Source organism: Streptosporangium sp. NPDC000396, from assembly GCF_042898655.1.
In the GTDB taxonomy this organism is placed as follows: Bacteria; Actinomycetota; Actinomycetes; order Streptosporangiales; family Streptosporangiaceae; genus Streptosporangium.
Genome location: NZ_JBIAZA010000001.1, coordinates 433,434 through 458,517, shown reverse-complemented (window position 1 = coordinate 458,517; position 25,084 = coordinate 433,434). Strand labels below are relative to the sequence as shown.

The window sequence follows — 25,084 nt, the reverse complement described above, 5'->3', positions numbered from 1 at the left end:
TCGACTTTGGTCGGTGCCGCACGATCCGGCGCGGCCCTACCCTCGTAGAGCGTGACGGAGTATCGATGGCTGCTACCCGCGGTCCTGCACGGCGATCCCGAGGGTGAGGGGCCCCTGGTGCGGCGTTCGACCCGTGACTGGATCGTCGACACCGTCATCTTCCTGCTGGCCGCGGGGCTGGGGCTGGCCGTGGCGCTGGCGACGGACACCGGCGCCTCCACGCCCAGGCCGGTCCTCGTCGTCGACCAGATCATGGGCGCGATCGCGTGCGCCGCGGTCTGGCTGCGCCGCCGCTGGCCGGTGGGCCTGGCTGTGGCCCTCGTGCCGTTCGCGCTGCTGTCCGACACCGCCACCGGCCCCATCTGCGTGGCGTTGTTCACGGTGGCCGTGCATCGGCCGTTCAAGTTCATGGCCCTGGCGGGCGGGCTGCACCTGCTCGCGATCGTGCCCTACCTGTGGTTGCGGCCCGACCCCGAGCTGAGTTTCGGCGAGGGGCTCGTGTTCACGACGCTGGTCTACGTCGTGCTGATCGGCTGGGGCATGTTCGTGCGGGCCCGGCGCCAGCTCGTGCTCTCGCTGCGCGACCGCGCCGAGCGGGCCGAGGTGGAGGCGGAGTTGCGGGTGGAGCGGGCCAGGAACCTGGAGCGCGAGCGCATCGCCAGGGAGATGCACGACGTGCTCGCCCACCGGCTCTCGCTGCTCAGCGTGCACGCCGGCGCGCTGGAGTACCGGTCGGACATGGCGCCGCACGAGGTGGCCGGGGCGGCCTCGGTGATCCGGGCGGGAGCGCACCAGGCGCTGCAGGATCTGCGGGAGGTCATCGGCGTGCTCCGGCTCGGCTCCGAGGGCACCACTCCGGACCGGCCCCAGCCGACCCTGGCCGATCTGGCCGACCTCGTCGAGGAGTCCCGGCTCGCGGGCATGGAGGTCACGCTCGACATGCGGGTGAGCGACCTCGACGGAGCCCCCGCCCGTCTCGGCAGGAACGCCTACCGGATCGCCCAGGAGGGGCTGACCAACGCGCGCAAGCACGCCGCCGACGCCCCGGTGGGCGTCGTCGTGGCGGGCGGGCCCGGCGACGGCCTCACCCTTGAGATCCGCAACCCCGTGACCATCGGGCACGCCATCCCCGGCAGCGGGACGGGCCTGATCGGCCTCACCGAGCGCGCCGAGCTGATGGGCGGCCGTCTCGACTACGGCAGGGGCCCCGACGGCCGGTTCCGGCTCAACGCGTGGCTGCCGTGGGCCACCGCGTGAGCGCACCGGCCGTACGGCGCGCCCGGGGCGGCGCGAAGGCCGGACGGGCTCCGGGAGCGGTCGCCGTACGGCGGTCCGGCGACCGCGTGGGCGGCCTGGCACGGAACCTGGCGGGGAAAAGGACCAGCAGGGATATGGGTCACAGATATGGATAACGTGAGCGGCATGAGTTCACCGCCCCCCAGGCCCGAGATCCGCGTGCTGATCGTGGACGACGACGCGCTCGTCCGCGCCGGGTTGTCGATGATCCTCGGCGGTGCCGGTGATCTCGTCGTCGTCGGTGAGGCGGCCGACGGGGACGAGGTGCCGAAACTGGTGGCCGAGCACCGGCCGGACGTGGTGCTGATGGACATCCGCATGCCCAGGGTCGACGGGCTGGCCGCCACCGAGCGCCTGCGCGCCGCCCCCGGTGCCCCCGAGGTGGTCGTCCTGACGACCTTCCACGCCGACGCCCAGGTCCTGCGGGCGCTCCGTGCGGGGGCGGTGGGGTTTCTGCTGAAGGACACCCCGCCCGGCGAGCTGGTCGCCGCGATCCGCAGGGCGGGCGCGGGTGAGCCCATCCTGTCGCCCACGGTGACCCGGCAGCTCATCGCGCACGTCTCCGACGGTGGCGCGGGGTCACGCCGTGAGCGGGCCAGGGCGCTGCTGGCCGAGCTCAGCGACCGCGAGCGGGAGGTCGCGACGGCGGTCGGCCAGGGCAGGTCGAACGCGGAGATCGCCTCCCAGCTCTACATGAGTGTGGCGACGGTCAAGGCCCACGTGTCGCGGGTGCTGACCAAGCTGGAGCTCAACAACCGCGTCCAGATCGCGCTGATCGTCTACGACGCCGGTCACCTCGGCTGAGGGCGGCGAAGACGCCGTGAGGCGTACGGTGCCACGTGACCGGGCACCGTACGCCCCGCGGAGCGGGTTCTGTGCCCTGCGGGCCGGGGAGGATCTCAGCGCCAGTGGCTCCCGTCCAGCATCCGCTCGATCGCGGCCCGATGGATGACCAGGTCGTCGGGGTCGTCGGGCATGGTCTGCTCGCCGAAGTGGATGCGCCGGTGCCAGACGCGGGCCATGATGATGCCGTGCCTGAGCGCGGCGTACATCTCGTAGAACTCCATGTCGCGCGGCTCGTAGCCGGTTATTTCCTGATATATCCGGCAGACGTCCTCGCGTCGCATGAAGTCCGGCAGGCCGGGCAGCTCGAAGACCTCGGCGATGTCCTGGAAGAACCGGTGCAGGAAGATCATCCAAGCGATGTCCAGCTCGCGGGGGCCCGCGCAGGCCATCTCCCAGTCCAGCACCGCCACCGGGGTGAAGTCGCGGTACATCACGTTTCCGATGCGCGCGTCGCCCCAGCTCAGCACGTCGGGCCCGGGGTCGGCCGGCCAATGCTCCTCCAGCCATTCGAAGGCCTTCTCCAGCACCGGAATCCGCATCGAGCCGTGCGCCCACTCGTAGTAGTCCCGCTGGTCGTTGACGTGCCTGCGCAGCGCGGAGTCGCCGGGCCCGCCGCTCTCCACCGTCCGGAGCTCCTCGGCGGTGAACGGGGCGTCGTGCAGCTTGGCCAGGATCCCGACGCTTTGCCGTTGCAACCGGTCCCGGTCGGACCGGGAGGCCTCGAGCAGCCACCCCTCGAAGGTGTAGGGCGCCACGTCCGGCGGCACGTCGCCGGTGAGCCGCTCCATCACGAAGAACGGCGTTCCCAGCGGTTCGGGGTCCGGCTCGAACCACAGGGTGCGCGGCGCGAGCACCCCGGCGCGCTCCCTGACCATCCGCATGACCTCGAACTGCCTGCCGAGGTCATAGCTCGGGAAGACGGGCACGGCCTCGCTGGCCGGGGCCATCCGGGCGACGCATTCGACGTCCTGCCGGCCTTCCGCCGAGTCCCAGGAGGCGTCGAAGATCAGAGTCTCGCTGGACATGCCGTTGCCGGAGGGGTGGGACAGCCGCGACACGGTGACGGGGCGGCCGAGGTGGCCTGTGAGCCAGGAACGCACCCGCTCATGGAGTTCGTCGAGGTCGCGGGTGGATGTGCGCATCTGTTCGATCTCTTCGCGCTGTTCGTCCATCGCTCTCCCGGTGGCGTGTGTCACGAGCCGCTGGGCACAGTCGTATACCTGCAAGCAAGCGCTTGTCCACATCCCGTTCGCCGGCCGGCCGGACATCACGGGTTTTCCGGTCAGGTCAGGGTCAGGGTGCGCTACCCGTACCCTTGACATGAAGACCAATCCGAGTAGGGGCCGTGATGAGTTCAGCCGGAGAGGGCCTGTCTCGTCCGTTGCCCGAGCAGGTCCGCTTACACGTCGTGGAGCTGGCATCCCAGATCTTGGGATCGATGCCTGCAGCCTCGGTGCCCCTCCCTCTCAAGGGGATCGCCAAGTTCGATCCCCGCAAACGGGCCAAACTGGGTAGCGCGCCGATCGCCGCCCAGCTGGAGACCGACAAGAAGTTCCGTGAGCTGGTCGCGGAGACGGTGAACACGGGCTGGCCCGAGCTGGTCGCGAGCCTCGCCGAGGGCGTCGTGCCGCCGGCCGCCGAGCCCGTCCTGGTCGCCACCGCCGCTTATCTGACCCGGCCGCCCGGCTGGGCGGAGATGGTGGAGACCGCCCGCGCGGATCTGGAGCAGTCGGCCGCGGCGGCCGAGGACTCGGCCCAGGAGCAGACGCTCGCCCGGCTGCGCGAGCAGCTGGCCGTCCAGAAGAGCACGGCCAAGGACGAGACCGACCGGCTGCGCGACCAGCTGAAGACGGCCCGCTCCGAGATCTCCGACCTCCGCCGCAAGCTGCACGACGCCCGCCAGCGCGCCAAAGCCGCCGACGCGCGGGCCGCCGAGATGGAGGCGGCCGCCCAGGAGGCCAGGGCCGCCGCGGTGTCGGCGGGGAGCGCGGGGGAGAGCGAGCTGCGCCGTCTTCGCGAGCGCCTGGCCGACGCCGAGCAGCAGCTGGAATCCACCCGCAGGGCCGCCCGCGAGGGCCGCAGTGTGGAGGACACCAAGGTCCGCATGCTGCTCGATGCGCTCCAGGACGCCGCCGCCGGGCTGCGCAGGGAGCTTGCCCTGCCCTCCAGCATCAGCAGGCCGGCCGACTCGGTGGCCTCGGTCGCGCCCGGCAGGCAGGGGGTTCAGGCGGTGCCCGCGCGGGCGCTCGCCGACGACGACCCCGTCCTGCTCGACCAGCTGCTCGCGCTGCCGCAGATCCATCTGATCGTGGACGGTTACAACGTGACCAAGACCGGTTACGGCACGCTCACCCTGGCCGATCAGCGCAACCGCCTGCTCACCGGGCTCGGCGCGCTCTACGCGCAGACCCGCATCGAGCTGACCTGCGTCTTCGACGGCGCCGAACTGAACGGCCCGGTTCCGGTATCGGCCCCTCGGGGTGTCCGGGTGATGTTCAGCGCCCCCGGCCAGATCGCCGACGACCTCATCCGCCAGCTGGTCCGCGCCGAACCCACCGGCCGTGCCGTCGCGGTGGTCTCCTCCGACCGTGAGGTGGCCGAGTCGGTCCGCCGGATGGGCGCCCGGCCGGTTCCTTCCGTATTGCTTCTGCGGCGTCTCGGACGGGGCTGAACCTTTTAGCCGTATGGTTCATCGGATCATGGTGGAGGTTGATCCGATGAAGAAGATCATTGCACTGGTCTGCGCCGCTCTCGTGGCCGGTACGGCCGCCGCGGCACCCGGCATTCCCAAGGGGTTCCTGCTCTACGAGAAGGACGCCGCCAAGAAGGACAGCGATCCCGAGACGAACTGGAAGGTCAGCGACTCGCTGAAGACCCGGTTCGCGCTGGATCCGTGCCGCAGGGGCGCCGTGGGCAAGACGGGCCGGGTGGCCGTGCGCACGGTGACGTTCACCGGCGTGCCCGACTTCATGAGGGTCGAGCAGGTGCTTCTGTACGGCTCCGAGGCGGACGCGGAACGGGCCATGACCCAGGTCCGCTCGGCCCTGTCCGCGTGCGGGTCCAAGGCGGACGCGGGCTCCAGCTACCGTTACGCCTCGGCGGCCGTGGCCGGGCTCGGAGACGAGGCGCTGAAGGTCTCCGGGCAGGTTTACTACGGCAAGAAGGCCGGGATCGGCGGAGACCGCAGTGTGGTGGTCCGCAGGGCGAACGCCGTGCTGGTCTACATGTTGGCGGGGGAGTATGCCAAGCCGGCCAAGTCGGACTGGACCGGCCAACTGCGGGACGCCGCCAGGATGTCCGCGAAGATCTGTGGGGTCGCCACCTGCGGGTAAAGAATAAAGCCGCCGAAAAGGTGAGTTAGTCCTTACTGATTCTGTACTATTTCGCCCCAGGTCTTTGCACTGGGGAGGCGGCGTCGTGGCCGTGGCGGGTATGCCGGTTGGATTCAGGCGAATGCCGATGGCCGCGGGATTGGCCGTCGCGCTCTTCCTGCTGCCGGTCGGCGGCGCGTTCGCCGAGCCGAAACCGACGATCGCCCAGGCCAAGAAGAAGCTGGCGAAGCTCAACCACCAGGCCGACATGGTCGTGGAGAAGTACAACCAGGCCGGCGAGAAGTGGAAGAAGGCCCGGAAGAAGTACGAGACGCTGAACGGCGACCTCGCGCGTCAGAACACCAAGGTCGCCGGGCTGCGCGAGGAACTCGTCGCGATGGCCGTCACCAGCTACCAGTTCGGCAGCGTGAGCGGCTGGGAGGGCCTGGTCGGCCAGATGGATCCGGCCGGCCTGCTGAGCGGCATGGCCGCGATGGACCAGATGTCGGCCTCCCACGCCTACTACCTGAACGCCTTCGACGAGGCCACCAAGACGCTGCGGGAAAACCGCGACAAGGCGAAGGACGCCCTGGCCGAGGCCGACAAGACACGTGACGAACTGGCCGAGGAGAAAACCAAGGCCGACAAGATGGTCAAGGCCCAGACCAAGCTCCTGCGCGAGCTCGGAGCCTTCCAGACCGGTAACCCCAACAGCACGGGGATCAAATACGACGGCCCGGCCTCGGGTAACGCCCGAGCGGCCCTGAGCTTCGCCTTCGCCCAGGTCGGCAAGCCGTACCAGTACGGCGGAACGGGCCCGGGCGGCTGGGACTGTTCCGGCCTCGTCCAGGCCTCCTGGCGCAACGGGGGCGTCAGCCTTCCCCGCACGACCTGGGAGCAGTGGAGCTGGGGCGCCAAACGCAAGGTCGACCTGAGCGACCTTCAGCCGGGCGACCTCATCTTCAGCGAGGGCCTGGGCCACGTGAGTCTCTACGCGGGCGGCGGGAAGATCGTCCACGCTCCCCAGACCGGAGACGTGGTCAAGGTCGTCCCCCTGTCCTCGTACGGCCGCCGGCTGGTGGGAGCCGTCCGCCCCTGATCCGGTGATCCGGACCGTCACCCCCTGACCCCGCGACGCGTCGGGCCGTCCGCAGCCGCGAAGGTACGGCCGGCGGGGGAGGTGCCGGCGGCCCATAGGGGTACGGCCGGCGAAGAGACACTCGGTGGCCCGCAGAGGTATGCCCGGCGGCCCGTAGAGGTGCGTCTGGCGGAGAGACGCTCAGCGGCCCGCAGGGGTGCGTCTGACGGAGGTAGAAGGCTCTGCGGCCCGCGAGGGCCTCCAGGGCGCTGTGACGCCGTGCCGCAGGGCGGGGAGGCGCTGCGGATCCCGCGCCGGGCCTGTCCCCGTAGCCGATCCGGAACCTGGAACCCCAGCTTGTGCGGCGTTCACCGATGATCTGTTTATCCGGCCTTTCCCGGGAAAGTGAAGATCAAACGCGGTGTGACATATGTGACAACAGTGATGATGTTTCGCCGCCGATCACAAAAGTGTGACGAGGGTCATATTCGAGTGGTGGAACTTATCGTTAAGCAGGACTTCTGAAAAGGTGAGGAGGGCTCCTCGATCTTCAAAACCGGCTGACGTTTTGCCGAAATTTTAGGATCGGGGTAGCTTCTGGCGTCGCGGCGAGCAAGCCATGCCGTCGCGCCGAACGTCGGTCTTCCAGGCCGATGTCCTCATAGAAATCCAGCTGGTCACCGCCTCCCCTCACGGGGCTCGACCTCCCCCTTCGGGGTTCGGTCCCACCGCGGTGACCTGCCGAATCCGTGCAGCCAGGAGGCACGGAACCGGGGACCCACAGGCCCTGAAATGTGGCCAGGGGTGAATCGGCATATTTCATGCCGTAGGGCTTCTTCCCAGCCCGAATCCGTCAGCTAACCCGGTAGGCATCAGTGGAAGTCCCAAGGAGAAATCCTGTCTACCACCCTGCACAACCCCCGTTTGTCGCGCCTTTTTCGCCTTTCCCTCGGAGGGTTCGCCCTCACCCTGACCGCATCAGCCGGAGCGGTCACCCTGGGTTCCGCGGCACGGGCGACGACGGACACCGCGACCGCCGCACAGCCTGAGATCACTGAAATCACCGAGGTCACCGCAGCCGCCAAGCCCGCCACGGGAAAGGCGAAGACCAGGGTGAAGGTCAAGAGGAACACGAAGGCGAGCAAGGTCGCACAGCAGAAGGTGAAGGCCATAAAGGCCGTCTCGGCAGCCAGGAAGCAGATCGGCGATCCGTACCGGTGGGGAGCCTCCGGCCCCGGCGCGTTCGACTGCTCAGGGCTCGTGCAGTACGCGTGGCGCAAGGCCGGCGTCTCCCTCCCCCGGATCACGCAGAGCCAGTATCGCGCCATCAGGAAGAAGGTCTCCTGGAGCCACCTGCGCCCCGGTGACCTGATGTTCTTCCGTGGACTGGGCCACGTGGGCATGTATGTCGGCAAGGGCGAGATGGTCCATTCACCCAGCAGCGGCAAGACGGTCCGGGTCGTGAAGCTGAAGGGGTACTACCGGTCCTCCTTCGCCGGAGCGGTCCGTCCCGGCGGCTGACGGGGAAAACCGGCCCCGTCCATCCTTCCCCGGATGGACGGGGCCGCTTCATTCCGGTCGAGTAGCATCAACGCACATGTCAGTCCGGAGAGAGCGCCGTGCCGTGCTCGCCGGGATGCTGGCGCTGATGGGCGCCGGCCTGGTCTCCGGGGCGGGAACGCTGCCGGGGCAGACGCGCGGCCCGGACGCCGAGGCGGGACCGCCGCCCTGGGAGGCGGGAGGCCTGTGGCCCGGCGCCGCCACCGTGGTCCGTGGCGAGCACTCCATAGTGATCGGCCATCGCGTCCCATCCGGGCGGCTGCGGGATCTGGCGTCGAGGGCCGATCGTGCCCGCCGTACCATCGGTGAGATCTGGGGGCCGGTCCGGGCGGTGATCCTGTTCCCCGCGACCGATGCCGAGGCGGCGGCGCTCGCGGGCGCCGGAGCCACCGGCGGCCTGGCCGCGATGGCCACCGCCGACCGGGTGATCGTCCTGCCCGGGGGCTACGCGAAGCTCAGCGAGACCGGCCGGGACGTGGTCATCACTCACGAGCTCACCCACGTGGCCACCGGCGCGACCCGTGGCGGCCGGGTGCCGATGTGGCTGTCGGAGGGGTTCGCCGACTATGTGGGCTACCGCGACACCGGGATCGCGGTCCGCGTGGCCGCCGCCGAACTGGCCGAGGAGGTGCGCGCGGGGATCCTGCCCGCCCGGCTTCCCGGGCCCGCCGACTTCGCCCCCGGTGCCCCGCGGCTGGCGCAGGCCTATGAGGAGGCGTGGCTCGCCTGCCGCTACATCGCGGAGCGCTTCGGTGAGAAGGCGCTGGTGAGGCTTTACGGTAGCGATGTCGGCGGTGTGCTCGGCCTCTCGCGGGCGGAGCTCACCGAGGCCTGGCGTGACTATCTCCGGAGGGAACTGCATTGACGCCGAGCATGACGGAAGCGCCCTCTGGCCTCCGGGCGGCGGGATGGGCGCTGGCCGCCCTCGGGGCGGCCACGGTGGCGATCGTGGCGTTCACCACTCCCTGGCGGATTCTGCCTTCCGGCGCCCCGCCGGTCGTCCCGGATTCGGCCCGGGACTTCGCCCCGGGGCAGATCGCCCGCTCCGAGGCCTTCGACGCCGCGATCAGCGTGCCCGGCTACCTGTCACTCGGCCTGACCCTGATCGTCGCGGGGGTGCTGGTGGGCACCCCGCTGGGTGCGCGGTTGCTCGGCCGGTTGAAGGGGCCCTGGTGGCTCCGGGTGCTGCTCGGCGTCCTCTGCGTGTCGGCGGCGGTGGAGATCCTGCGCTGGCCGCTGGGCATGTGGTCGGAGACATACCTGCGCGAGTTCGGGCTGTCCACCCAGAACTGGCTGGCCTGGGCGGTCGACCGGATCAAGAACATCGGCATCAGGACGGCGCTGACCGCGATCATGGTGCTCGCGGTGGTCGCGCTGGCCCGGCGCTACCGCCGCTGGTGGATCCCCGCCGCGATCGGCGCGTTCGTGCTGACCGTGGTCGTCTCCTTCGCCTATCCGGTGCTGGTCGAGCCGATCTTCAACGACTTCACGCCGATGCCCGCCGGGCGGCTCCGCGACGACCTGCTCGCCATGGCCGACCGTGACGGCGTGCCGGTGGAGGACGTGCTCGTCGCCGACGCGTCCCGGCGGACCACCGCGCTCAACGCCTACGTCTCCGGGTTCGGCGTGACCCGCAGGATCGTCGTCTACGACACGCTGCTGCGGGCGCCCGCGAGCGAGGTCGAGCTGGTGGTCGCGCACGAGCTGGGCCACGCCAAGGCCGGAGACGTGCTGTACGGCACGCTCGTCGGCGCCCTGGGCGCGGCCTGCGGGGCGTGCCTGCTCTACCTGGTCACGTCATGGGGGCCGGTACGGCGGCGCACCGGGATCGCCTCGGCCGCCGATCCGAGGGCGGTAGGCCTGATCATGGGGGTGCTGAGCCTGGCCACGGTCCTGTCCGGGCCCGCGCAGAACCTGGTGAGCAGGCATATCGAGGCCCGTGCCGACGCGCACGCGCTGGACCTGACCAGGGACCCGGCGACGTTCATATCCATGCAGAAGCGGCTGGCGGTCACCAATATCTCGGACCTGTCGCCTGACTGCTTTGAGTATGTCCTCTATGTCTCTCATCCCACGGCGCCGGAGCGCATCGCCATGGCACGCTCCTGGGCCCGGCTGAACGGCATGCAGGAGCCGTGACCCGCACGCTGATCATCACCAACGACTTCCCGCCCCGGGCCGGTGGCATCCAGTCGTTCGTGCACGGCCTCGCCGCCTGCCGCCCGCCGGACTCGGTGGTCGTCTACGCCTCGCGGTGGCCGGACTGCGCGGGTTTCGACGCGCTGCAGCCGTACCCCGTCATACGGCATCGCACCTCGCTGATGCTGCCCACGCGCGCGGTCGCCCGCCGGGCCGCCGAGCTGATCGCCGAGTTCAAGTGCGAGACGGTGGTGTTCGGGGCCGCGGCTCCGCTCGGCCTGCTCGCGCCCAGGATGCGTGCCGCCGGGGCGTGCCGCATCGTCATGATCACTCACGGCCACGAGGCGGCTTGGGCGGATGTCCCGGTCGCGCGCGGGCTGCTCGGGAGAATCGGTGGTCACGCCGACGTGGTGACCTACCTGGGGGAGTACACCCGGCAGAGGCTGGCCCGGGTGATCCCCGCGGGCAAGCTGGTACGGCTCGCGCCCGGCGTCGACACCGGCGTGTTCCGGCCGGACGCGGGCGGGGGGCGGGTGCGCGCGACGCTGGGCCTGGGGGACCGGCCGGTCGTGGTCTGCCTGTCCCGGCTGGTGCCGCGCAAGGGCCAGGACGTCCTCCTGCGGGCCTGGCCCCACGTGCTGGGGATGGTGCCGGAGGCCGTGCTGCTGCTCGTCGGCGGCGGCCCGTACCGCAGGACCCTTGAGCGGCTGGCCCGGCCGCTGGGCGACGCGGTCAGGATCGCCGGGCCGGTGCCGTGGGGGGAGTTGCCCGCCTACCTCGCGGCGGGCGACGTGTTCGCCATGCCGTGCCGTACCAGGCTGGGAGGCATCGACGTGGAGGGGCTCGGCATCGTCTACCTGGAGGCCTCCGCCAGCGGGCTGCCCGTGGTGGCGGGCTCGTCGGGCGGGGCCCCCGACGCGGTCATGCAAGGTGAGACCGGCCTGGTCGTGGACGGCACCTCTCCGGAGAAGGTGGCCGGGGCCCTCGTCGGCCTGCTGCGGGATCCGGCGAAGGCACGGGAGATGGGGGAGCGCGGGCGCGAGTGGGTCGTGCGCGAATGGGACTGGAACCTGGTGGCCGCCCGCTTCGCCGACCTCCTGACCGAGGCGCGGGACGTGCCGTGACGGAGTCCACGGCGGGCGGCAACGGCCGGTGTGGGCGATGCTTGGTGTGTGGTCTGGTTGCGTTTTCCGGATGAGCTCCGGATGTTCCTCGCTCCCGGCCGGAGAGACGGGCCGGTGCCGATGAACCACGACGGGACGGCCTCCCTGGGGCACCTGGTCGAGTCGGCCGGAGTGCCGCTCACCGAGGTCGGGGCGATGGTGGTCAACGGGCGGCGGGAGCCGTCGTGGTACCGGCCGAGCGCAGGCGACACCGTGGACGTCCTCCCGGTACGGCGACCGCAACGGGTGGAGTCGGCCAGGTTCGTGCTCGACGTCCATCTCGGGACGCTCGCCCGCCGGCTGCGGCTGCTGGGGATCGACGCGGCCTACCGTAACGACCGCGACGACGACGAGCTGATCGCCCAGGCGAACGCCGAACGCCGGATCCTGCTGACCCGGGATCGCGGCCTGCTGTGCCGCAGGGCGCTGTCGTCCGGGGCGTACGTGCGCGGGGCGCGGCCTGACGAGCAGCTGGCCGACGTGCTTGAGCGCTTCGCGCCGCCCCTGTCGCCGTGGACCAGGTGCACCGCGTGCAACGGGCTGCTGTCGCCGGTCGCCAAGACCGACGTGGAGCATCTGCTGCCAGGGGGCACCCGCCGCTGTTACGACACGTTCGCGCGCTGCCAGTCGTGCGGCCACCTGTACTGGCGCGGCGCGCACCGGCGCCATCTCGAAACGATCGTGGAGCGCGCCCGCCGCTGAAGGGGGTCGGCGGCGCCTATCGGAGACGCTCGCCGAGAGCGGCCAGGGCGAGATGCCAGGGATAGGCCGCGGTGCGGTCGTCTCCGGCGTCGAAGGGGTGGGGTTCGAACTCCCCCGGCCCGAGGAGGACGCGCACGCCTTCGGCCCGGAGCGTCTCGACGCTCTGGCGGAACGGCGCGCGGGAGGCGAGCCCGCTGTTGACGAAGGGGAGGACGACGACCGGGATGCCGAGCCCCGGAGCCTCGGCGAGAAGACCCAGGGCGTAGGTGTCGGCGATGCCCTGGGCGAACTTGTTGATCGTGTTGTAGGTCGCCGGGGCGACGATGATGGCGTCGGCCCTGGGCGGCTTGGGGTCGGCCGGCCTGCGATACCGGCTGCGCACGGCCCGGCCGGTCTGCTCGGTCAACGCGGGGACGTCGATGAAGCCGAGGGCGGACGGCGTGGCGACGATCTGGACGGTCCACCCCTTCTCCTGGGCCATCGCGACCAGCCGACCGACGTCACCCGCCGCTCCGGCCGCGCACACGACGACGTAGAGAATCCGGCCGGTACGGCTCATGCGACGCCTCCAAGGGTTCGACGTACTCCCCGGGCATCATGCCGGACACCGGGCCGGGCGGGGCATCCGGGCTCCCCCCGGCACACGGACCGGGGGGAGGGTCCGTGCACCGTGTGGTCCCGGCGAAGGGCGAAGGGGGCGGGCACCGTACGTCACGCGGACCGGGCGGATCGGGTGGGGCAGGCGTCAGGTGGGCAGGCCGACCGGGCGTTCGCCGCTGCGGCGCTGCTGGATGACCACGGCGATGACCAGCAGCGCGCCCTGGGCCACGTTCTGCCAGAAGGTGCTGATGCCGTGGAAGGTGAGGCCGTTCTCCAGTGCGCCGAGCAGCACCACGGCCAGCAGCGTGCCGCCGACCCCGCCCTTGCCGCCCTTCAGCGCGCATCCGCCCAGGGCCGCCGCGGTGATCGCCTTGAGCTCCAGCGCGACGCTGCCCGAGGTGGGGTGGCCCGAGCCGATCCGCGCGGTGAGGATGATGCCCGCCAGCGCCGCGACGATCCCGGACAGCGCGTAGACCGCGATCAGGTATTTGTTGATGTCGATGCCCGCCAGGCGGGCCGCGGTGTCGTTGCCGCCGATCGCATACAGGTTGCGCCCGATGTCGGTGTATTTCAGCAGCACGTGTACGGCCAGCGCCACGGCGACCAGGATCCACACCATTGTCGGGATGGCCAGCACGCTGCCCCGGGAGACGAAGATGAACAGGTCGTCGCCGAGCACGTAGCCCTGGGCGGCGCCGCCGGACAGCAGCTGGGCCAGGCCCCTGTAGGCGGAGAGGGTGGCCAGCGTGGCGATCACCGGGTTGACCCGGCCATAGACGATGATCACCCCGTTGACCAGGCCGAGCAGGAGACCGGCCCCGAGGGCGGTACCCATGCCCAGCAGGGGGTCGCGTCCGGTGGCCATGAACGTCATCGCGCTGACCACCGATGCCACCCCGGTGGCCGACCCCACGGAGATGTCCAGCGCCCCGCAGATGATGACGACCGTCTGGACCACGGCGAGCAGCCCGACGATGGTCACCGCGTCACCGATGACGCGGATGTTGCTCAGCGCCAGATAGCCGGGGTCGATCGTGCCGAACAGCGCAGCCACCGCGACGATCGCCAGGGCGAGGATCAGGTTCTGCCCGCCGACCGTGCCGATCACCTGGCGCACGCCGCGTCCGGCTTCCTCGATCCTGGTCATCCTGGTCATCCTGGTCATCGTGGTCATCGCGGCTCCCCGTCCCCGCCGGGCGCTGTGGCCCGCGCGGTCTGCGTGATCGGTGTGGGCGTGGAGGTGAGGTCGTCGGCCATGGCGAGGGCGAGGATCGCCTCCTCCGACGCCGCGGCGCGGTCGAGTTCGCCGGTGACCCGCCCGTTCTGCATCACCACCACCCGGTCGGCCAGCCCGAGCACCTCCGGCAGTTCCGACGAGATGACGAGTACGGCGACGCCGGAACGGGCCAGGTCGGCGATGATGTGGTAGATCTCGGCCTTGGCGCCGACGTCGACGCCCCGGGTGGGCTCGTCCAGGATCAGCACCTTCGGCCTGCGGGCCAGCCACCTGGCCAGCACGACCTTCTGCTGGTTACCACCCGACAGCGTGCCGACCGTGTGTTCCAGGGACGGGGTCCTGATGCGCAGCCGCTCGGCGAACTCCCGCACCATGTCCCGTTCGGCGCGGCGCCGGACGAAGCGGAGCCTGCTCAGCCGGTCCAGGGTGACCAGGGAGACGTTGTCGCGGACCGTGCGCTCCATCAGGAGCGCCTGCGCCTTGCGCTCTTCGGGGGCGTAGCCGATCCCGGCGCGGACGGCGTGCCCGGGGTGGCGCAGCCGCAGCGGCGTGCCGTCCACCCGCACCTCGCCGGAGCGGATCGGAAGGTCGCCGGCCACGGCCCTGGCCAGTTCCGAGCGGCCCGCGCCGACCAGCCCGGCCAGCGCGACCACCTCGCCCGCGCGCACCTGGAGGCTCACCTCGCGCACGTCGTCGGTGGTCACCGCCCGCACGTCCAGCATCACCTCGCCGGGCGTCGCGCCAGGTGCCGCGCCAGGTGCCGCGCCAGGTGCCGCGCCGGACCGCTCGAACATGGCCGACAGGTCCCTGCCCACCATCATCCGCACGATCTCGTCCTCTCCTGTGGCGGCGGCCGGCCGTACGCCGACCAGCGCCCCGTCGCGCAGCACGGCGATGCGGTCGGCGAGCTGGAAGATCTCCCGCATCCGGTGGGAGACGTAGATCACCGCGAGGCCCTGGGCGCAGAGCCTGCGGATCAGGGCGAACAGCAGCTCGGTCTCGTGCTCGCCCAGGGAGGAGGTGGGCTCGTCGAAGGCGATCACCCGGGCCTCGGTGGTGAGCGCGCGCAGGATTTCCACGAGCTGCCGCTGGGCCGGGGTCAGGCGGGAACCGAGGGTGTCGGGGTCGAGGGCGTGTTCGAAGCCGAGCCGTACGAGATCGGCGCGCATCCGCTCGCGCAGGGCCGCGCGGTCCAGGCGGCGGCCGCGGCGGCGGGGGAGCGCCCCGGCGTAGACGTTCTCCGCGACGGAGACGTGCGGGATGATCTCCGGCTCCTGGCCGATGACCCGGATGCCGCGCCTGCGGGCGTCGGCGGGCGCGTGCAGGTCCAGTGGCTCGCCGTCCAGGATCACGCGGCCTCCGTCGGGCCGGTGGTCACCGTTGAGGATCTTGATGAGCGTGGACTTGCCCGCGCCGTTCTCACCCATGAGCGCGGTCACCTGGCCGCCGGGGAAGTCCAGGCTCACATCCCGCAGAGCCTGGACCCCGGCGAACCGTTTGGCGATGTTCTCCACCCGCAGAGTGATCATGGGGTCGTGACGTCGGCGTAGTCGACGTTCGGGCCGCCGCTCGCGGCGGTGGCGGTGGCGCGCAGGGTGTTGGCCCCGGCGACGAGCGGCACCGTGATCGCCCTGTCGGTCCAGCCGGTCCACGTGCCGGTGCCGGGGAAGGACAGTTCGTCGCCGACCAGGTTCCCGTTGACGGTCACGTCCATCGGCCGGTCGGCGGTGGTCCCGTTGGCGTAGCGGAAGGTCACCGTCGCGGCCCCGGCGGAGGGGGCGCTGACCGTCCACTCGACGTAGCTCCCGGCCGCGTTGACGTAGTTGACGAACCCGGTCCCGGAGAAGCCCGGGTGGTCGGAGTCCACGGTGCCCTGCGAGATGGTGGCGGCCTCGGCCTCGTAACGCGTGGTGGTCCCGGTGCCCGCGCAGGTCACCTTGGCGTCGGCCCAGTCGGCCCAGTCGGAGTTGATGCCGTTGCCGCCGTCGCCCACGTGGAGGCGTAGGGCCGTGCCGCCCGTCACGTCGGCGGTCAGCCGTCTCGCCGCTTCGTTGACGGTCATCAGGCCGCTGTCGGCCACCTTCGTGCCGTCCCGGTAGATCTCGAACGAGATGGAGCCGTTGGCCGCCTTGTCGTCGTCCACTCCGACGTCGGCGACGACCCGGGTGCACCGGCCGCCGAGGTGGTAGGTGATGTCGCTGACGGCGTGGGTGCCGATGCCCTTGGCGTAGGTGACCCCCTGGATCTGCAGCGGCGTGCCGTCGCCGGCCCCGGTTTCCCCGTTGCTCATGTCACGCTCGACGGGGCCCCATCCGCCGATGGCTGAGGTCCATGACAGGTCGCTGAGCTGGGTGGTGCCGGTGGGCGGAGGCTGGAGCCGGTCTGGGGTCACCCGGTACAGCACCGTGCCGTGGCCCGGCACGGAGGAGCTGATCGCGCCGGTGGTGGTCCGGGTCGCCTTGCTCCACAGGTCCTTGAGGGAGTAGGACGACGAGCCGCCCATGCCGATCTCGGCGACGGTCGTGCCGATCGTGGCGGTGGCCGTGTTCTCGTTGGACAGCGCCACCGCGTAGTCGCCGTTCCGCAGCGGCTTGGCGTAGACCGACAGCCCGCCGCTGCTCTTGACCAGCACACCCTGCATGCCGAGGGGGTCCTGGTCGATGTCGATGACGTCCTTGTTCTTGAGGGTCGTGAACGTCGAGGCGGACGCGCGGCGAAGGTCGGAGCCGATCAGCAGCGGAGCGGCCATGATCGCCCAGAGGCTGAAGTGGGTACGGTATTCGGTGTCGGTCATGCCTCCGTTGCCGACCTCCAGCATGTCCGGGTCGTTCCAGGCGCCCGGTCTGGCGTACTGGGCCAGCACGCGGTTCCTCCTGGCCTTGTCGATCATCGAGGACCAGCTGTCGCTGATGTCCCCGGTCGTGCGCCAGAGGTTGCCGACGTCCTGTGCCCAGAGCCAGGGCTGGTTCTGGCCCCACTCGCAGATGCTGTAGACGATCGGGCGGCCGGTGGCGGCCAGCGCGTCGCGCATCGCCCGGTAGCGCTGCCTGGCGTCCACGCCCTGGTTGTTGCAGTTGTCGTATTTGAGATAGTCGACGCCCCAGGAGGCGAACAGGTTCGCGTCCTGCTGCTCGTGGCCGAGCGCACCCGGGAAGCCCAAGGTGTCGCAGGTCTTGATGCCGGCGCTGGTGTAGATGCCGAACTTCAGCCCCTTGGAGTGCACGTAGTCCGCCACGGCCTTGATGCCGTTGGGGAAGCGGACCGGGTCGGGCACCAGATTGCCCTGGGCGTCACGCTGGGGCAGGGCCCAGCAGTCGTCGAGGTTGACGTACTGGTAGCCGACGTCCTTGAGGCCCTGGGTGACGAAGATATCGGCGATGCCCTTGACCATCGCCTCGTTGAATTCGGCGCGGCAGTGGGTGGAGTTCCAGTTGTTGAATCCCATGGGCGGCGTTCTGGCCAGGCCGTTTTCCAGAGCCGGCGCGACCGGTGCGACCGGCGAGGCGGGCGCGGTGGCGGCGGACGCCGTCGTGACGGGGACGGCGAGGGCGGCCGTCACCAGGAGGGCGGAGGAGGCGGCCGAGAGCAGGGATCGGAGAGCGCGCACTGTGTGCTCCTGCGAGTAGGGGGAGTCGCAGACCTTTCAGGAGGTACGGCTCGCGCCGGGCCGTGGGCCGGGCGGGTCGGGGGGTCCGTGCCGGGCCTGCTGAGCCCGGCGCGCGCCGTACCCGATGGTGACCTGGAGAACGTGCCCCGGTTACGTCTCCGCGGTCGTCAGGGCCGGATCAGGCGCTGCACTTCACGCCTTCGGCTTGCCAGGTGGCGGCGTCGACCATCTTGGTCGGGGCGAAGGCCTCGGGGGGCATCGCGGTGCCGCTCTTGATCCTGTCGTACATGGTCTGCACGGCCAGCTTGCCGACCTCGAAGCCGTTGATGAACAGCGCGGCCTTCATGCCCGAGGGCTTGCCGCTGTTCCAGTCCTTGCACGCCAGGTAGGCGCCGAGGCCGACGCCGATGATGTTGCCGGGCTTGATTCCCGCGTTCTGCATCGCGGTCACGCCGCCGCTGACGTTCTCGTCGTTGCAGCCGAGCATGATCCAGTTCTTGACGGACCGGTTGCCGCTGATCGTCGCGGCGACCTTGTCCTGGGCTCCGGTCGGGGTGTTGTCGGTGCCGACCTCGATGACCTTGATGTCGGTGACACCCGCGGCTTCCTTGAACTTCGGCACGGCCGCCTTCACCCGGTCGGTGCAGACCGTCACGTCCTGCTGCCAGGCCGTGATGATCGCCGACTCTTCGGGCTTCCATCCGGCCTTCCTGAACTCCTCGCCGGCCCTGGTGCCGACGGACTCGCCCATCTGGGTGCCGCTGAAGCCGACCCGTGGGACGAGTTCGTCCTTGGCGCAGGAGGCCGGGTCGGGGCCGTCGGCGCACACCTGGTCGTCGGAGGTCAGGAGAGGGACGCCGGCGGCCTTCGCCAGCTGGACGACCTGAGGCCCGACGGCGGGGGCGGGCACCACGATGATGATCCCGCCGACCTTCTGGCCGATGGCCGCCTGGGTCTCGCTGACGGCCTTGTTGGCGTCCTCGCCGAGGTCCACCACCTTGAGCTCGACGCCGAGTTCTCGTGCTCTGGCCTTGGCCCCTTCGGCCTCGCCGATGAAGTACTCCTGGTCGCCCTGCTTCTGCAGGTAGGCGATGGAGGTCTTTCCCGGCTCGGCGGGTCTGTCCTGCGGTGCCGCCGAGGTGGGTTCCCTGCCGGACGAGCAGCCCGCCAGGCCGATCGTCAGCAGAAGGGTGACAGCGATCAATCCAGGGCGACGGTTCGGTGCCGTGGTCATGGCTACCCGCTCCTCTCTGACCCCCGAAGTAAGAAAGATTTTCTAGCAAGAAAGGGATCACGTATCACCAGAAACGCGCAATACTAATCAATGTCACAGATGTATTTCGACATAATTCACCATCAAGGCCTTGAGTGAGGGCTCCAAGTACGCTTTGCTGGGTGACAATCCGTTGGAATCTGTTGGTCCGGGTTGCCCTGAGGGAGGCGCGATGCTCGCCCCGCAAAGGCAGCAGGTGATTCTGGAGCTCGTTCGGGTGCAGGGCGCCGTCCGGGTCGGAGACCTCGTCCGGGAACTGGGGGTGTCCGACATGACGATCCGCCGCGACCTGGAGGTGCTCGCCGAGCGCGGCCTGCTCGCCAAGGTTCACGGCGGAGCCACCAGCATGGGGCCCGGCTCCACCGACGAGCCCGGCTTCGCCGCCAAATCCGTGCAGCAGCAGGAGGAGAAGGAGGTCATCGCCCGCCGCGCCGCGGCCATGGTCGAGCCCGGCATCGCGGTGGCGCTGTCGGGCGGCACGACCACCTGGAGGCTCGCCCACCACCTGGTCAACATCCCCGGGCTGACCGTGGTGACCAACTCCGTCAGGGTCGCCGACGTCTTCCACCGCTCCGGCCGCGCCGACCACACCGTGGTGCTCACCGGCGGCGTGCGCACCCCCTCCGACGCGCTCGTCGGGCCGGTCGCGGTGGCCGCCATCCGGCTGCTCAACGTGGACCTGCTCCTGCTGGGAGTGCACGGCATGAGCACCCACGCCGGCTTCACGACCCCGAACCTGATGGAGGCCGAGACCGACCGGGCCCTGGTGGAGGCCGCCTCCAGGCTCGTCGTGCTGGCCGACCACACCAAGTGGGGCACGATCGGCATCAGCACGATCGCTCAGCTCGGCGAGGCCGACGTGCTGGTCAGCGACGCCGGGCTGAGCCCGTTCGCGAGGCAGGCCCTGGCCGACCACGTCGGCGACCTGGTGATCGCCGGCCGGGGGGATGGCGCCTGAGGGCGGGCGGGCTACCCCTTGGTGGCGCCTCCCGTCAGGCCCTTGACGAACTGCCTCTGCAGGGCCAGGTAGAAGACCAGGATGGGCAGGGTGGCCAGGAACATCAGCGCGAAGACGCCGCCGAGGTCCGAGGCGTACTGGCCCAGGGACCGGTAGATGCCGGTCATGATCGTGGTGCCCTGACCGGGACCGAAGATGATCAGCGGGTCGATGAAGTCGTTCCAGATCCACACCCCCAGGAAGATGAGCACACTGGCACTGGCCGGGCGGAGCAGCGGGAAGACGACGCGCCAGAAGACGGTCCAGCGCCCCGCACCGTCGATCGCCGCCGCCTCCTCCAGCTCCGCCGGGACGCCCTTCATGAACCCGGCGAAGACGAAGACCCCGAACGGCACGTAGTAGCCGACGTTGAACAGCACCAGGCCGGGAAGAGTGGACATCAGCCCGACGGCCTTGAGCACCTGTGTGATCGGGATGAGGATGACCTGTGGCGGGATCATCAGGCCGCAGAGCAGCAGCACCATCAGGCCCCTGGCCCACCACGAGCGGCTCCGCGCGAGATAGTGCCCCAGCATGGCCGACAGCATGGTCAGGACGACGATCGACACCGAGGTCACCACGACGCTGGTCCGCAGCGACGGCCAGAAGAGGCTGTCGGGGTTGGTGAGCACGTTGGCCAGGTTGTCCAGCGTCGGGGGGACGGGCAGGGCCATCGCCTCCCCGGCGACCCTGCCGCTCTCCTTGAAGACGTTGACCAGCGCCACGTAGAGCGGCACGAAGAAGACGGCGCTGACGGTGAGCGCGACCAGGGGCCGGAGCCAGGGGCGGGCGGAGGCGTTCACAGCTGGGTCTCCCTTCGCCGCAGGAACCTGAGCGTGACAACCGACAGCGTGGCGATGAGCAGGAGCATCACCATCGCCTCGGCCGAGGCGTAGCCGGTGCGGTTCTCCACGAACCCCTCCTGCAGGACCACGAAGGCGACCGTCGCCGTCGTGCCGGTGCCGGGACCACCGTTGGTGATCACCTTGACGTGGTCGAAGACCTTGAAGGCGGAGATCAGCATGACCACCGTGTTGATCGTGAGCGCCGGGGCGAGCAGCGGCCAGGTGACACTCCGGAAACGGCGTACCGGACCCGCGCCGTCGATCGCGGCGGCCTCCGACAGCTCCTGAGGGATGCCCTGGAGCCCGGCGAGGTAGACGACCACGCAGAAGCCGAGCATCTGCCAGCACACGATCGACGCCAGCGAGTACAGCGCGATGTCCGGATCCGACAGCCAGCCGGGCGGGTCGCTCACGCCGGCCGCGCGAAGCGCCTGGTTGAGCGGCCCGTCGTCGGCGAGCACGCGGGTCCAGATGACGCTGATCACCACCGAGCTGATCACCATCGGGGTGAAGAAGACGGCGCGCAGCGCGTTGTAGAGCCAGCCGCGCCGGTCCAGGAGTACGGCTACCGCCAGCCCGAGCGCGTTCGGCACCACGATCACGATCAGGGTCAGGATCGTGGTCACGCGCAGCGACTCCAGGAACGTCTCGTCCTCCAGCAGCAGCCGGTAGTTGCGCAGCCCGACGAACTCGGCCTCCGGGCGCAGCAGGCTCCGGTTGGTCAGGCTGTAGCCGAAGCTGAGCGCGATGGGCAGGAGCACGAGACAGAGGTAGACCAGGGTGCCCGGCGCGGCGAAGGTCAGGAAGTGCCACAGCCCCGGGCCACGGGGTCGTCCTCGCGGCCGTCTTCGCCGCCTGGCCGGGGCCGGGCGGCTCCGCGGTGGTGCGCTGAGGTCCACGACCATGCCGGCGCGCTCCTTCGCTCGTGGGTCTCCTGGGTGTGCTCGCGGGTGATCCGGCGGCTCGCGGGCGGGAGAGGCACGGGCGCCCGCCCCGGCGCCGTCAGCTGGACTTGTCCCACTCGCCGTCGAGGAAGGCGAGGGTCTCGTCGACGCTCTTCTTTCCGGAGACCAGGTCTTGTGCCGAGGACCAGAACTTGCCCTGCATGCCGGGCAGCAGGGCTGTGTCGCCGGCCTCCCAGCTGAAGGCGGGAACCGTCGCGTTCTGCCGGACCGCCCGCTGCCACAGGTCGTAGGTCGCGGTGAAGACCGGTCCCATGCCCGCGGGCGGTGTGTAGCCCTTGACCGCGGGGAACAGCGCGTCGGCCTTCACCGAGGCGTCGAGGTTGCCCTTGTCGAGCTGGAAGGCGAGGGCGAACCTCTTGGCCGCCGCCGGGTTCCCGGCACTCGCGCTGACCGACAGGCCGCCGCCGGTGAACGCGGGCACGTGCAGGGTGCCGTCGTCGGCCGGCCAGGGGAACACGCCGATGTCGTCTTTGATCTTCGAGGCGTCGGCTCCGGCGGCGAACCAGCTGCCCATCGGATACATGGCTCCCTTGCCGGAGAGGAAGGCCTCCTGGGTGGCGGGGTAGTCCTGGGAGAGCTGGCGCCTGTCCAGGTAGCCCCTGGTCGCGAGGTCGGCGAACTTCTGGGCGGCCGCCCTCATCTCGGGCCCGGCGAACCTCACCGCGCCCTCGCGCCGCTTGGTCATCCAGCCGGGGGTCCTGCCGTACAGGTCGGTGGCGAGGATGCCGGTCCAGGCCTGCGAGGCGACGAAGGAGCCGCTGGCCGCGCCCCCGATCACGAACGGCGTGATGCCCGCGGCCTTGAGCCTCCCGGCGGCGGCCAGCAGTTCGGCGTAGGTCCTGGGCGGCGCGCTGACGCCCGCCTTCGCGAACAGCTTCTTGTTGTAGAAGACGTTGGGGATCGTCTGGGTGTTGGCGGGCAGCTGGACGATCTTGCCGTTCACGGCGCCGCAGGCCGGGCAGAGGAAGTCGCCGAGTTCCTCGGGGGACCAGGACGCCAGGCTGGGGGCCATGCCGACGAGGTCCTGCATGCCGATCTGGACGTCGGGGAGCTGGCCCGAGGCGGCGAGCTGTTTGGCGTAGTCGTTGCGGTCGGCCGCCGACGGCGCGGAGACCAGCTCCACCTCAAGATCGGGATTGCCGTCCGTGACGCGTTTGACCTGCTCCTTCCAGTAGGACTCGGGCAGGTTCGGCGAGGGGAAGATCAGAAAGGAGACCTTCTGCTTCCCCGGGGAGGCCGGGGCGGATGAGGACGCGGAGGACGCGCCTTCGCCGGAGGTGTCGCGGGCGCATCCCGTCAGTCCCGCCAGTACGGCGAGCGAGACGGCGACGACGGCGAGGCTTCTACCCAACGGTGTCACCTTCTTCCCAGCGGACCGCGAAGGCCCTAGTCATCCGATGTAATGGCCCCGATTTCCGTGTTCTTCAGTAAGAAATCTTGTTTACCGCCGATGGGTAGAACAACTCATACGCTCGTGGAACGCAACAGGTCAAGACATAAAGCGACGTTTTCCAACGGCCGATACTGAAGTGTGACTGTGGATTCGACCGGCCGGTGACCGCGGATTCGTCGGATCAATCGAGCGGCGGGAGGCCATGAAAAAGCCGCGGTGACCGGGACGGTCACCGCGGCCGGGCGGGTCGGCGTCAGCCGTACAGGGCGTCGATCTGCTTGGCGAAGTCGCGCATCACGATGTTTCGCTTGATCGACTGCTTCGGGGTGACGTGTCCGGTCTCCTCGCTCAACTCGATGTCGAGGACGGTGAACTTCTTGATCTGCTCGGCCTTGGAGACCGACCGGTTGGCGTCGTCGACCGCCTTCTGCACCTCGGCGATGACGGCCGGGTCGGCGCTGAGCTCGGCCAGCGTGGCCCCGGCCTTGCCGTTGGCGGCCTTCCACGACTCCAGCGCCTCGGGGTCGAGCGTGATCAGGGCGGCCACGAACGGCTTGTCGTCCCCGACCACCATCGCCTGGCTGACCAGCGGGTGGGCGCGGATGCGGTCCTCCATCGGGGCCGGCGCGACGTTCTTGCCCGCCGCGGTGACCAGCAGTTCCTTCTTGCGGCCGGTGATGCGCAGGTAGCCGTCCTTGTCGAGCTCGCCGACGTCGCCGCTGTGGAACCAGCCGTCCGCGTCGATCACGTCCGCGGTGGCCTTGTCGTCGTTCCAGTAGCCGTCGAAGACGTGGCGGCCCTTGACCAGCACCTCGCCGTCGTCGCCGATGCCGATCGTGACGCCGGGGAACGGCTTGCCGACGGTGCCGACCTTGTTGGCTCCCGGCATGTTGACCGCGGACGGGGCGGAGGTCTCGGTCAGGCCCCAGCCCTCGAAGACCTCGATGCCCACGCCGCGGAAGAAGTGGGAGAGCCGCTCGCCCAGGGCCGAGCCGCCGGACACCGCGGCCGACAGCCTGCCGCCGGTGGCCGCGCGGAGCTTGCCGTACACCAGCTTGTCGAACAGGGCGTGCTTGAGCCTGAGGCCGAGCCCGGCCCCGCCCGCGGACTCCGCCCGGCTCCAGGCGATGGCGGTGGCGGCGGCGGCATGGAAGATCTTGCCCTTGCCCTCTTTGGCGGCCTTCTGCTCGGCGCCGTTGTAGACCTTTTCGAACACCCGCGGCACGCCGAGCAGGAAGGTCGGCCTGAAGCTCTGAAGGTCGGGGGCGACGTTCTTCATGTTCGGGGTGTGCGCGAGGAGCGTGCCGGTCTCGACCAGCACGATCTGGATCATGCGGGCGAAGACGTGCGCGAGCGGAAGGAACAGCAGCGCCGCCCCGTCGTGCACGTAGAACAGCGGCTCGAGCGGGCCGGACGCCACGTTCCTGGCGGTGAACAGCAGGTTGTCGTGGGTCAGGCGGCAGCCCTTGGGCTTGCCGGTGGTGCCCGAGGTGTAGACGATGGTGGCCAGGTCGGCGGCGCCGCGGCCGGTCCTGCGCTCGGTCAGCGCCTCGTCGGAGATCTCGGCGCCACGCGCGACCAGCTCGTCCAGGGCGCCGCCGTCGATGCGCCAGAGGTCCTTGAGCTCCGGCAACTCGGCGAGCACCTCGCGAACGGTGTCCTCGTGCGGCTCCAGCTCCACGAAGGCGGCCTTCGCGCCGCTGTTCGCGAGGATCCACTTGACCTGGTCGGGCGAGGAGGTCTCGTAGATCGGCACGTTGACCGCGCCGGCGGCCAGGATCGCGTAGTCGATCAGCGTCCACTCGTAGCGGGTGCGTGACATCAGAGCCACCCGGTCACCGGGCTCGACGCCGGCCGCGATCAGTCCTTTGGCCGTCGCGGCGACCTGGTCACAGAACTCCCTCGCGGTGACGGCGACCCAGCCGTCGCCGACCTTGCGGCGCATGACGACGGTGCCCGGCTCCTGTTCGGCGCGCTGGAACACAGTGTCGGTCAGGTTGGCGGAGGATGGGACATCCACCAGCACGGGGACGCTGTACTCGCGCACGGGTCACTCCTGAATACACGTGGAT

At 70.2% G+C, this 25,084-nt stretch carries 21 protein-coding genes and 1 riboswitch; of the genes, 11 read left to right on the top strand and 10 right to left on the bottom strand.

Annotated elements, in window-relative coordinates; translation table 11 throughout:
* The first annotated feature begins 51 nt into the window (after positions 1-51).
* The gene (locus ACFY2X_RS02035) at positions 52-1,257 is read left to right on the top strand and encodes a sensor histidine kinase (protein ID WP_389931090.1); all 1,206 of its coding nucleotides are present in this window, start codon (positions 52-54) and stop codon (positions 1,255-1,257) included.
* Positions 1,258-1,422: 165 nt separating this feature from the next.
* Positions 1,423-2,100 carry a response regulator gene (locus ACFY2X_RS02030; RefSeq protein WP_389931088.1) on the top strand — a complete coding sequence of 226 codons (678 nt, stop codon included), beginning with the start codon at positions 1,423-1,425 and terminating at the stop codon, positions 2,098-2,100.
* A gap of 95 nt (positions 2,101-2,195) precedes the next feature.
* Here the strand turns inward: ACFY2X_RS02030 and ACFY2X_RS02025 are convergent, their stop codons facing one another.
* The gene (locus ACFY2X_RS02025; protein ID WP_389931086.1) at positions 2,196-3,314 is read right to left on the bottom strand and encodes a phosphotransferase family protein; all 1,119 of its coding nucleotides are present in this window, start codon (positions 3,312-3,314) and stop codon (positions 2,196-2,198) included.
* A 266-nt stretch (positions 3,315-3,580) separates the two neighbouring features.
* On the opposite strand from ACFY2X_RS02025, the gene ACFY2X_RS02020 reads away from it, so the two are divergent.
* The 8 genes from ACFY2X_RS02020 to ACFY2X_RS01985 all read left to right on the top strand — a co-directional run bounded on the left by ACFY2X_RS02020 (position 3,581) and on the right by ACFY2X_RS01985 (position 12,095).
* Positions 3,581-4,813 carry an NYN domain-containing protein gene (locus ACFY2X_RS02020; protein WP_389931085.1) on the top strand — a complete coding sequence of 411 codons (1,233 nt, stop codon included), beginning with the start codon at positions 3,581-3,583 and terminating at the stop codon, positions 4,811-4,813.
* A gap of 46 nt (positions 4,814-4,859) precedes the next feature.
* On the top strand, positions 4,860-5,474 hold the full coding sequence (locus ACFY2X_RS02015) for a hypothetical protein (RefSeq protein ID WP_389931084.1): 615 nt from the start codon (positions 4,860-4,862) through the stop codon (positions 5,472-5,474).
* A gap of 127 nt (positions 5,475-5,601) precedes the next feature.
* Positions 5,602-6,552 (top strand): NlpC/P60 family protein, encoded by a 951-nt coding sequence (locus tag ACFY2X_RS02010; RefSeq protein ID WP_389931082.1) that lies wholly within the window; start codon positions 5,602-5,604, stop codon positions 6,550-6,552.
* A gap of 708 nt (positions 6,553-7,260) precedes the next feature.
* Positions 7,261-7,418, top strand: a riboswitch (cyclic di-AMP (ydaO/yuaA leader).
* A gap of 37 nt (positions 7,419-7,455) precedes the next feature.
* Positions 7,456-8,052, top strand: coding sequence for a C40 family peptidase (locus tag ACFY2X_RS02005; RefSeq protein ID WP_389931080.1), 597 nt, complete (start codon positions 7,456-7,458; stop codon positions 8,050-8,052).
* Positions 8,053-8,128: 76 nt separating this feature from the next.
* Positions 8,129-8,956 carry a hypothetical protein gene (locus tag ACFY2X_RS02000; RefSeq protein WP_389931079.1) on the top strand — a complete coding sequence of 276 codons (828 nt, stop codon included), beginning with the start codon at positions 8,129-8,131 and terminating at the stop codon, positions 8,954-8,956.
* 8 nt (positions 8,957-8,964) lie between these two features.
* A complete protein-coding gene (locus ACFY2X_RS01995; protein ID WP_389931077.1) occupies positions 8,965-10,230 on the top strand; it encodes a M48 family metallopeptidase in 1,266 nt (421 codons plus the stop codon).
* Complete coding sequence (locus tag ACFY2X_RS01990) at positions 10,227-11,354, top strand: glycosyltransferase family 4 protein (protein WP_389931075.1); 1,128 nt, start codon at positions 10,227-10,229, stop codon at positions 11,352-11,354. The genes ACFY2X_RS01995 and ACFY2X_RS01990 overlap by 4 nt, the downstream gene beginning before the upstream one ends.
* A gap of 48 nt (positions 11,355-11,402) precedes the next feature.
* Positions 11,403-12,095, top strand: coding sequence for a Mut7-C RNAse domain-containing protein (locus ACFY2X_RS01985; RefSeq protein WP_389931073.1), 693 nt, complete (start codon positions 11,403-11,405; stop codon positions 12,093-12,095).
* A 16-nt stretch (positions 12,096-12,111) separates the two neighbouring features.
* Here ACFY2X_RS01985 and ACFY2X_RS01980 read toward each other — a convergent pair whose 3' ends face one another.
* The 5 genes from ACFY2X_RS01980 to ACFY2X_RS01960 form a co-directional block, all read right to left on the bottom strand.
* Complete coding sequence (locus ACFY2X_RS01980) at positions 12,112-12,654, bottom strand: flavoprotein (protein WP_389931071.1); 543 nt, start codon at positions 12,652-12,654, stop codon at positions 12,112-12,114.
* 186 nt (positions 12,655-12,840) lie between these two features.
* Positions 12,841-13,869 (bottom strand): ABC transporter permease, encoded by a 1,029-nt coding sequence (locus tag ACFY2X_RS01975; protein ID WP_389931069.1) that lies wholly within the window; start codon positions 13,867-13,869, stop codon positions 12,841-12,843.
* A complete protein-coding gene (locus tag ACFY2X_RS01970) occupies positions 13,866-15,461 on the bottom strand; it encodes a sugar ABC transporter ATP-binding protein (RefSeq protein WP_389931067.1) in 1,596 nt (531 codons plus the stop codon). The genes ACFY2X_RS01975 and ACFY2X_RS01970 overlap by 4 nt, the downstream gene beginning before the upstream one ends.
* The gene (locus ACFY2X_RS01965) at positions 15,458-17,539 is read right to left on the bottom strand and encodes an NPCBM/NEW2 domain-containing protein (protein WP_389931065.1); all 2,082 of its coding nucleotides are present in this window, start codon (positions 17,537-17,539) and stop codon (positions 15,458-15,460) included. The genes ACFY2X_RS01970 and ACFY2X_RS01965 overlap by 4 nt, the downstream gene beginning before the upstream one ends.
* A gap of 178 nt (positions 17,540-17,717) precedes the next feature.
* Positions 17,718-18,773 (bottom strand): substrate-binding domain-containing protein, encoded by a 1,056-nt coding sequence (locus ACFY2X_RS01960; RefSeq protein ID WP_389931064.1) that lies wholly within the window; start codon positions 18,771-18,773, stop codon positions 17,718-17,720.
* 211 nt (positions 18,774-18,984) lie between these two features.
* Between ACFY2X_RS01960 and ACFY2X_RS01955 the strand changes: the two genes are divergently transcribed.
* Complete coding sequence (locus ACFY2X_RS01955) at positions 18,985-19,770, top strand: DeoR/GlpR family DNA-binding transcription regulator (protein ID WP_389931062.1); 786 nt, start codon at positions 18,985-18,987, stop codon at positions 19,768-19,770.
* An 11-nt stretch (positions 19,771-19,781) separates the two neighbouring features.
* Here ACFY2X_RS01955 and ACFY2X_RS01950 read toward each other — a convergent pair whose 3' ends face one another.
* The 4 genes from ACFY2X_RS01950 to ACFY2X_RS01935 form a co-directional block, all read right to left on the bottom strand.
* Positions 19,782-20,612 (bottom strand): carbohydrate ABC transporter permease, encoded by an 831-nt coding sequence (locus ACFY2X_RS01950; protein WP_389931060.1) that lies wholly within the window; start codon positions 20,610-20,612, stop codon positions 19,782-19,784.
* A complete protein-coding gene (locus tag ACFY2X_RS01945; RefSeq protein WP_389931058.1) occupies positions 20,609-21,559 on the bottom strand; it encodes a carbohydrate ABC transporter permease in 951 nt (316 codons plus the stop codon). Before ACFY2X_RS01945 ends, ACFY2X_RS01950 begins: the two co-directional genes overlap by 4 nt.
* Before the next feature lie 97 nt (positions 21,560-21,656).
* A complete protein-coding gene (locus ACFY2X_RS01940) occupies positions 21,657-22,970 on the bottom strand; it encodes an ABC transporter substrate-binding protein (protein ID WP_389931057.1) in 1,314 nt (437 codons plus the stop codon).
* A gap of 295 nt (positions 22,971-23,265) precedes the next feature.
* Positions 23,266-25,059 (bottom strand): AMP-dependent synthetase/ligase, encoded by a 1,794-nt coding sequence (locus ACFY2X_RS01935; protein WP_389931055.1) that lies wholly within the window; start codon positions 25,057-25,059, stop codon positions 23,266-23,268.
* Between the last annotated feature and the right edge of the window lie 25 nt (positions 25,060-25,084).

Excerpts from the sequence above, each read along its gene's own strand:
- ACFY2X_RS02030 (WP_389931088.1), top strand. The coding sequence starts at position 1,423 with ATGAGTTCACCGCCCCCCAGGCCCGAGATCCGCGTGCTGATCGTGGAC.
- ACFY2X_RS02025 (WP_389931086.1), bottom strand. The coding sequence starts at position 3,314 with ATGGACGAACAGCGCGAAGAGATCGAACAGATGCGCACATCCACCCGC.
- ACFY2X_RS02020 (WP_389931085.1), top strand. The coding sequence starts at position 3,581 with ATGCCTGCAGCCTCGGTGCCCCTCCCTCTCAAGGGGATCGCCAAGTTC.
- ACFY2X_RS02015 (WP_389931084.1), top strand. The coding sequence starts at position 4,860 with ATGAAGAAGATCATTGCACTGGTCTGCGCCGCTCTCGTGGCCGGTACG.
- ACFY2X_RS02010 (WP_389931082.1), top strand. The coding sequence starts at position 5,602 with ATGGCCGCGGGATTGGCCGTCGCGCTCTTCCTGCTGCCGGTCGGCGGC.
- ACFY2X_RS02000 (WP_389931079.1), top strand. The coding sequence starts at position 8,129 with ATGTCAGTCCGGAGAGAGCGCCGTGCCGTGCTCGCCGGGATGCTGGCG.
- ACFY2X_RS01995 (WP_389931077.1), top strand. The coding sequence starts at position 8,965 with ATGACGGAAGCGCCCTCTGGCCTCCGGGCGGCGGGATGGGCGCTGGCC.
- ACFY2X_RS01980 (WP_389931071.1), bottom strand. The coding sequence starts at position 12,654 with ATGAGCCGTACCGGCCGGATTCTCTACGTCGTCGTGTGCGCGGCCGGA.
- ACFY2X_RS01975 (WP_389931069.1), bottom strand. The coding sequence starts at position 13,869 with ATGACCACGATGACCAGGATGACCAGGATGACCAGGATCGAGGAAGCC.
- ACFY2X_RS01970 (WP_389931067.1), bottom strand. The coding sequence starts at position 15,461 with ATGATCACTCTGCGGGTGGAGAACATCGCCAAACGGTTCGCCGGGGTC.
- ACFY2X_RS01960 (WP_389931064.1), bottom strand. The coding sequence starts at position 18,773 with ATGACCACGGCACCGAACCGTCGCCCTGGATTGATCGCTGTCACCCTT.
- ACFY2X_RS01955 (WP_389931062.1), top strand. The coding sequence starts at position 18,985 with ATGCTCGCCCCGCAAAGGCAGCAGGTGATTCTGGAGCTCGTTCGGGTG.
- ACFY2X_RS01945 (WP_389931058.1), bottom strand. The coding sequence starts at position 21,559 with ATGGTCGTGGACCTCAGCGCACCACCGCGGAGCCGCCCGGCCCCGGCC.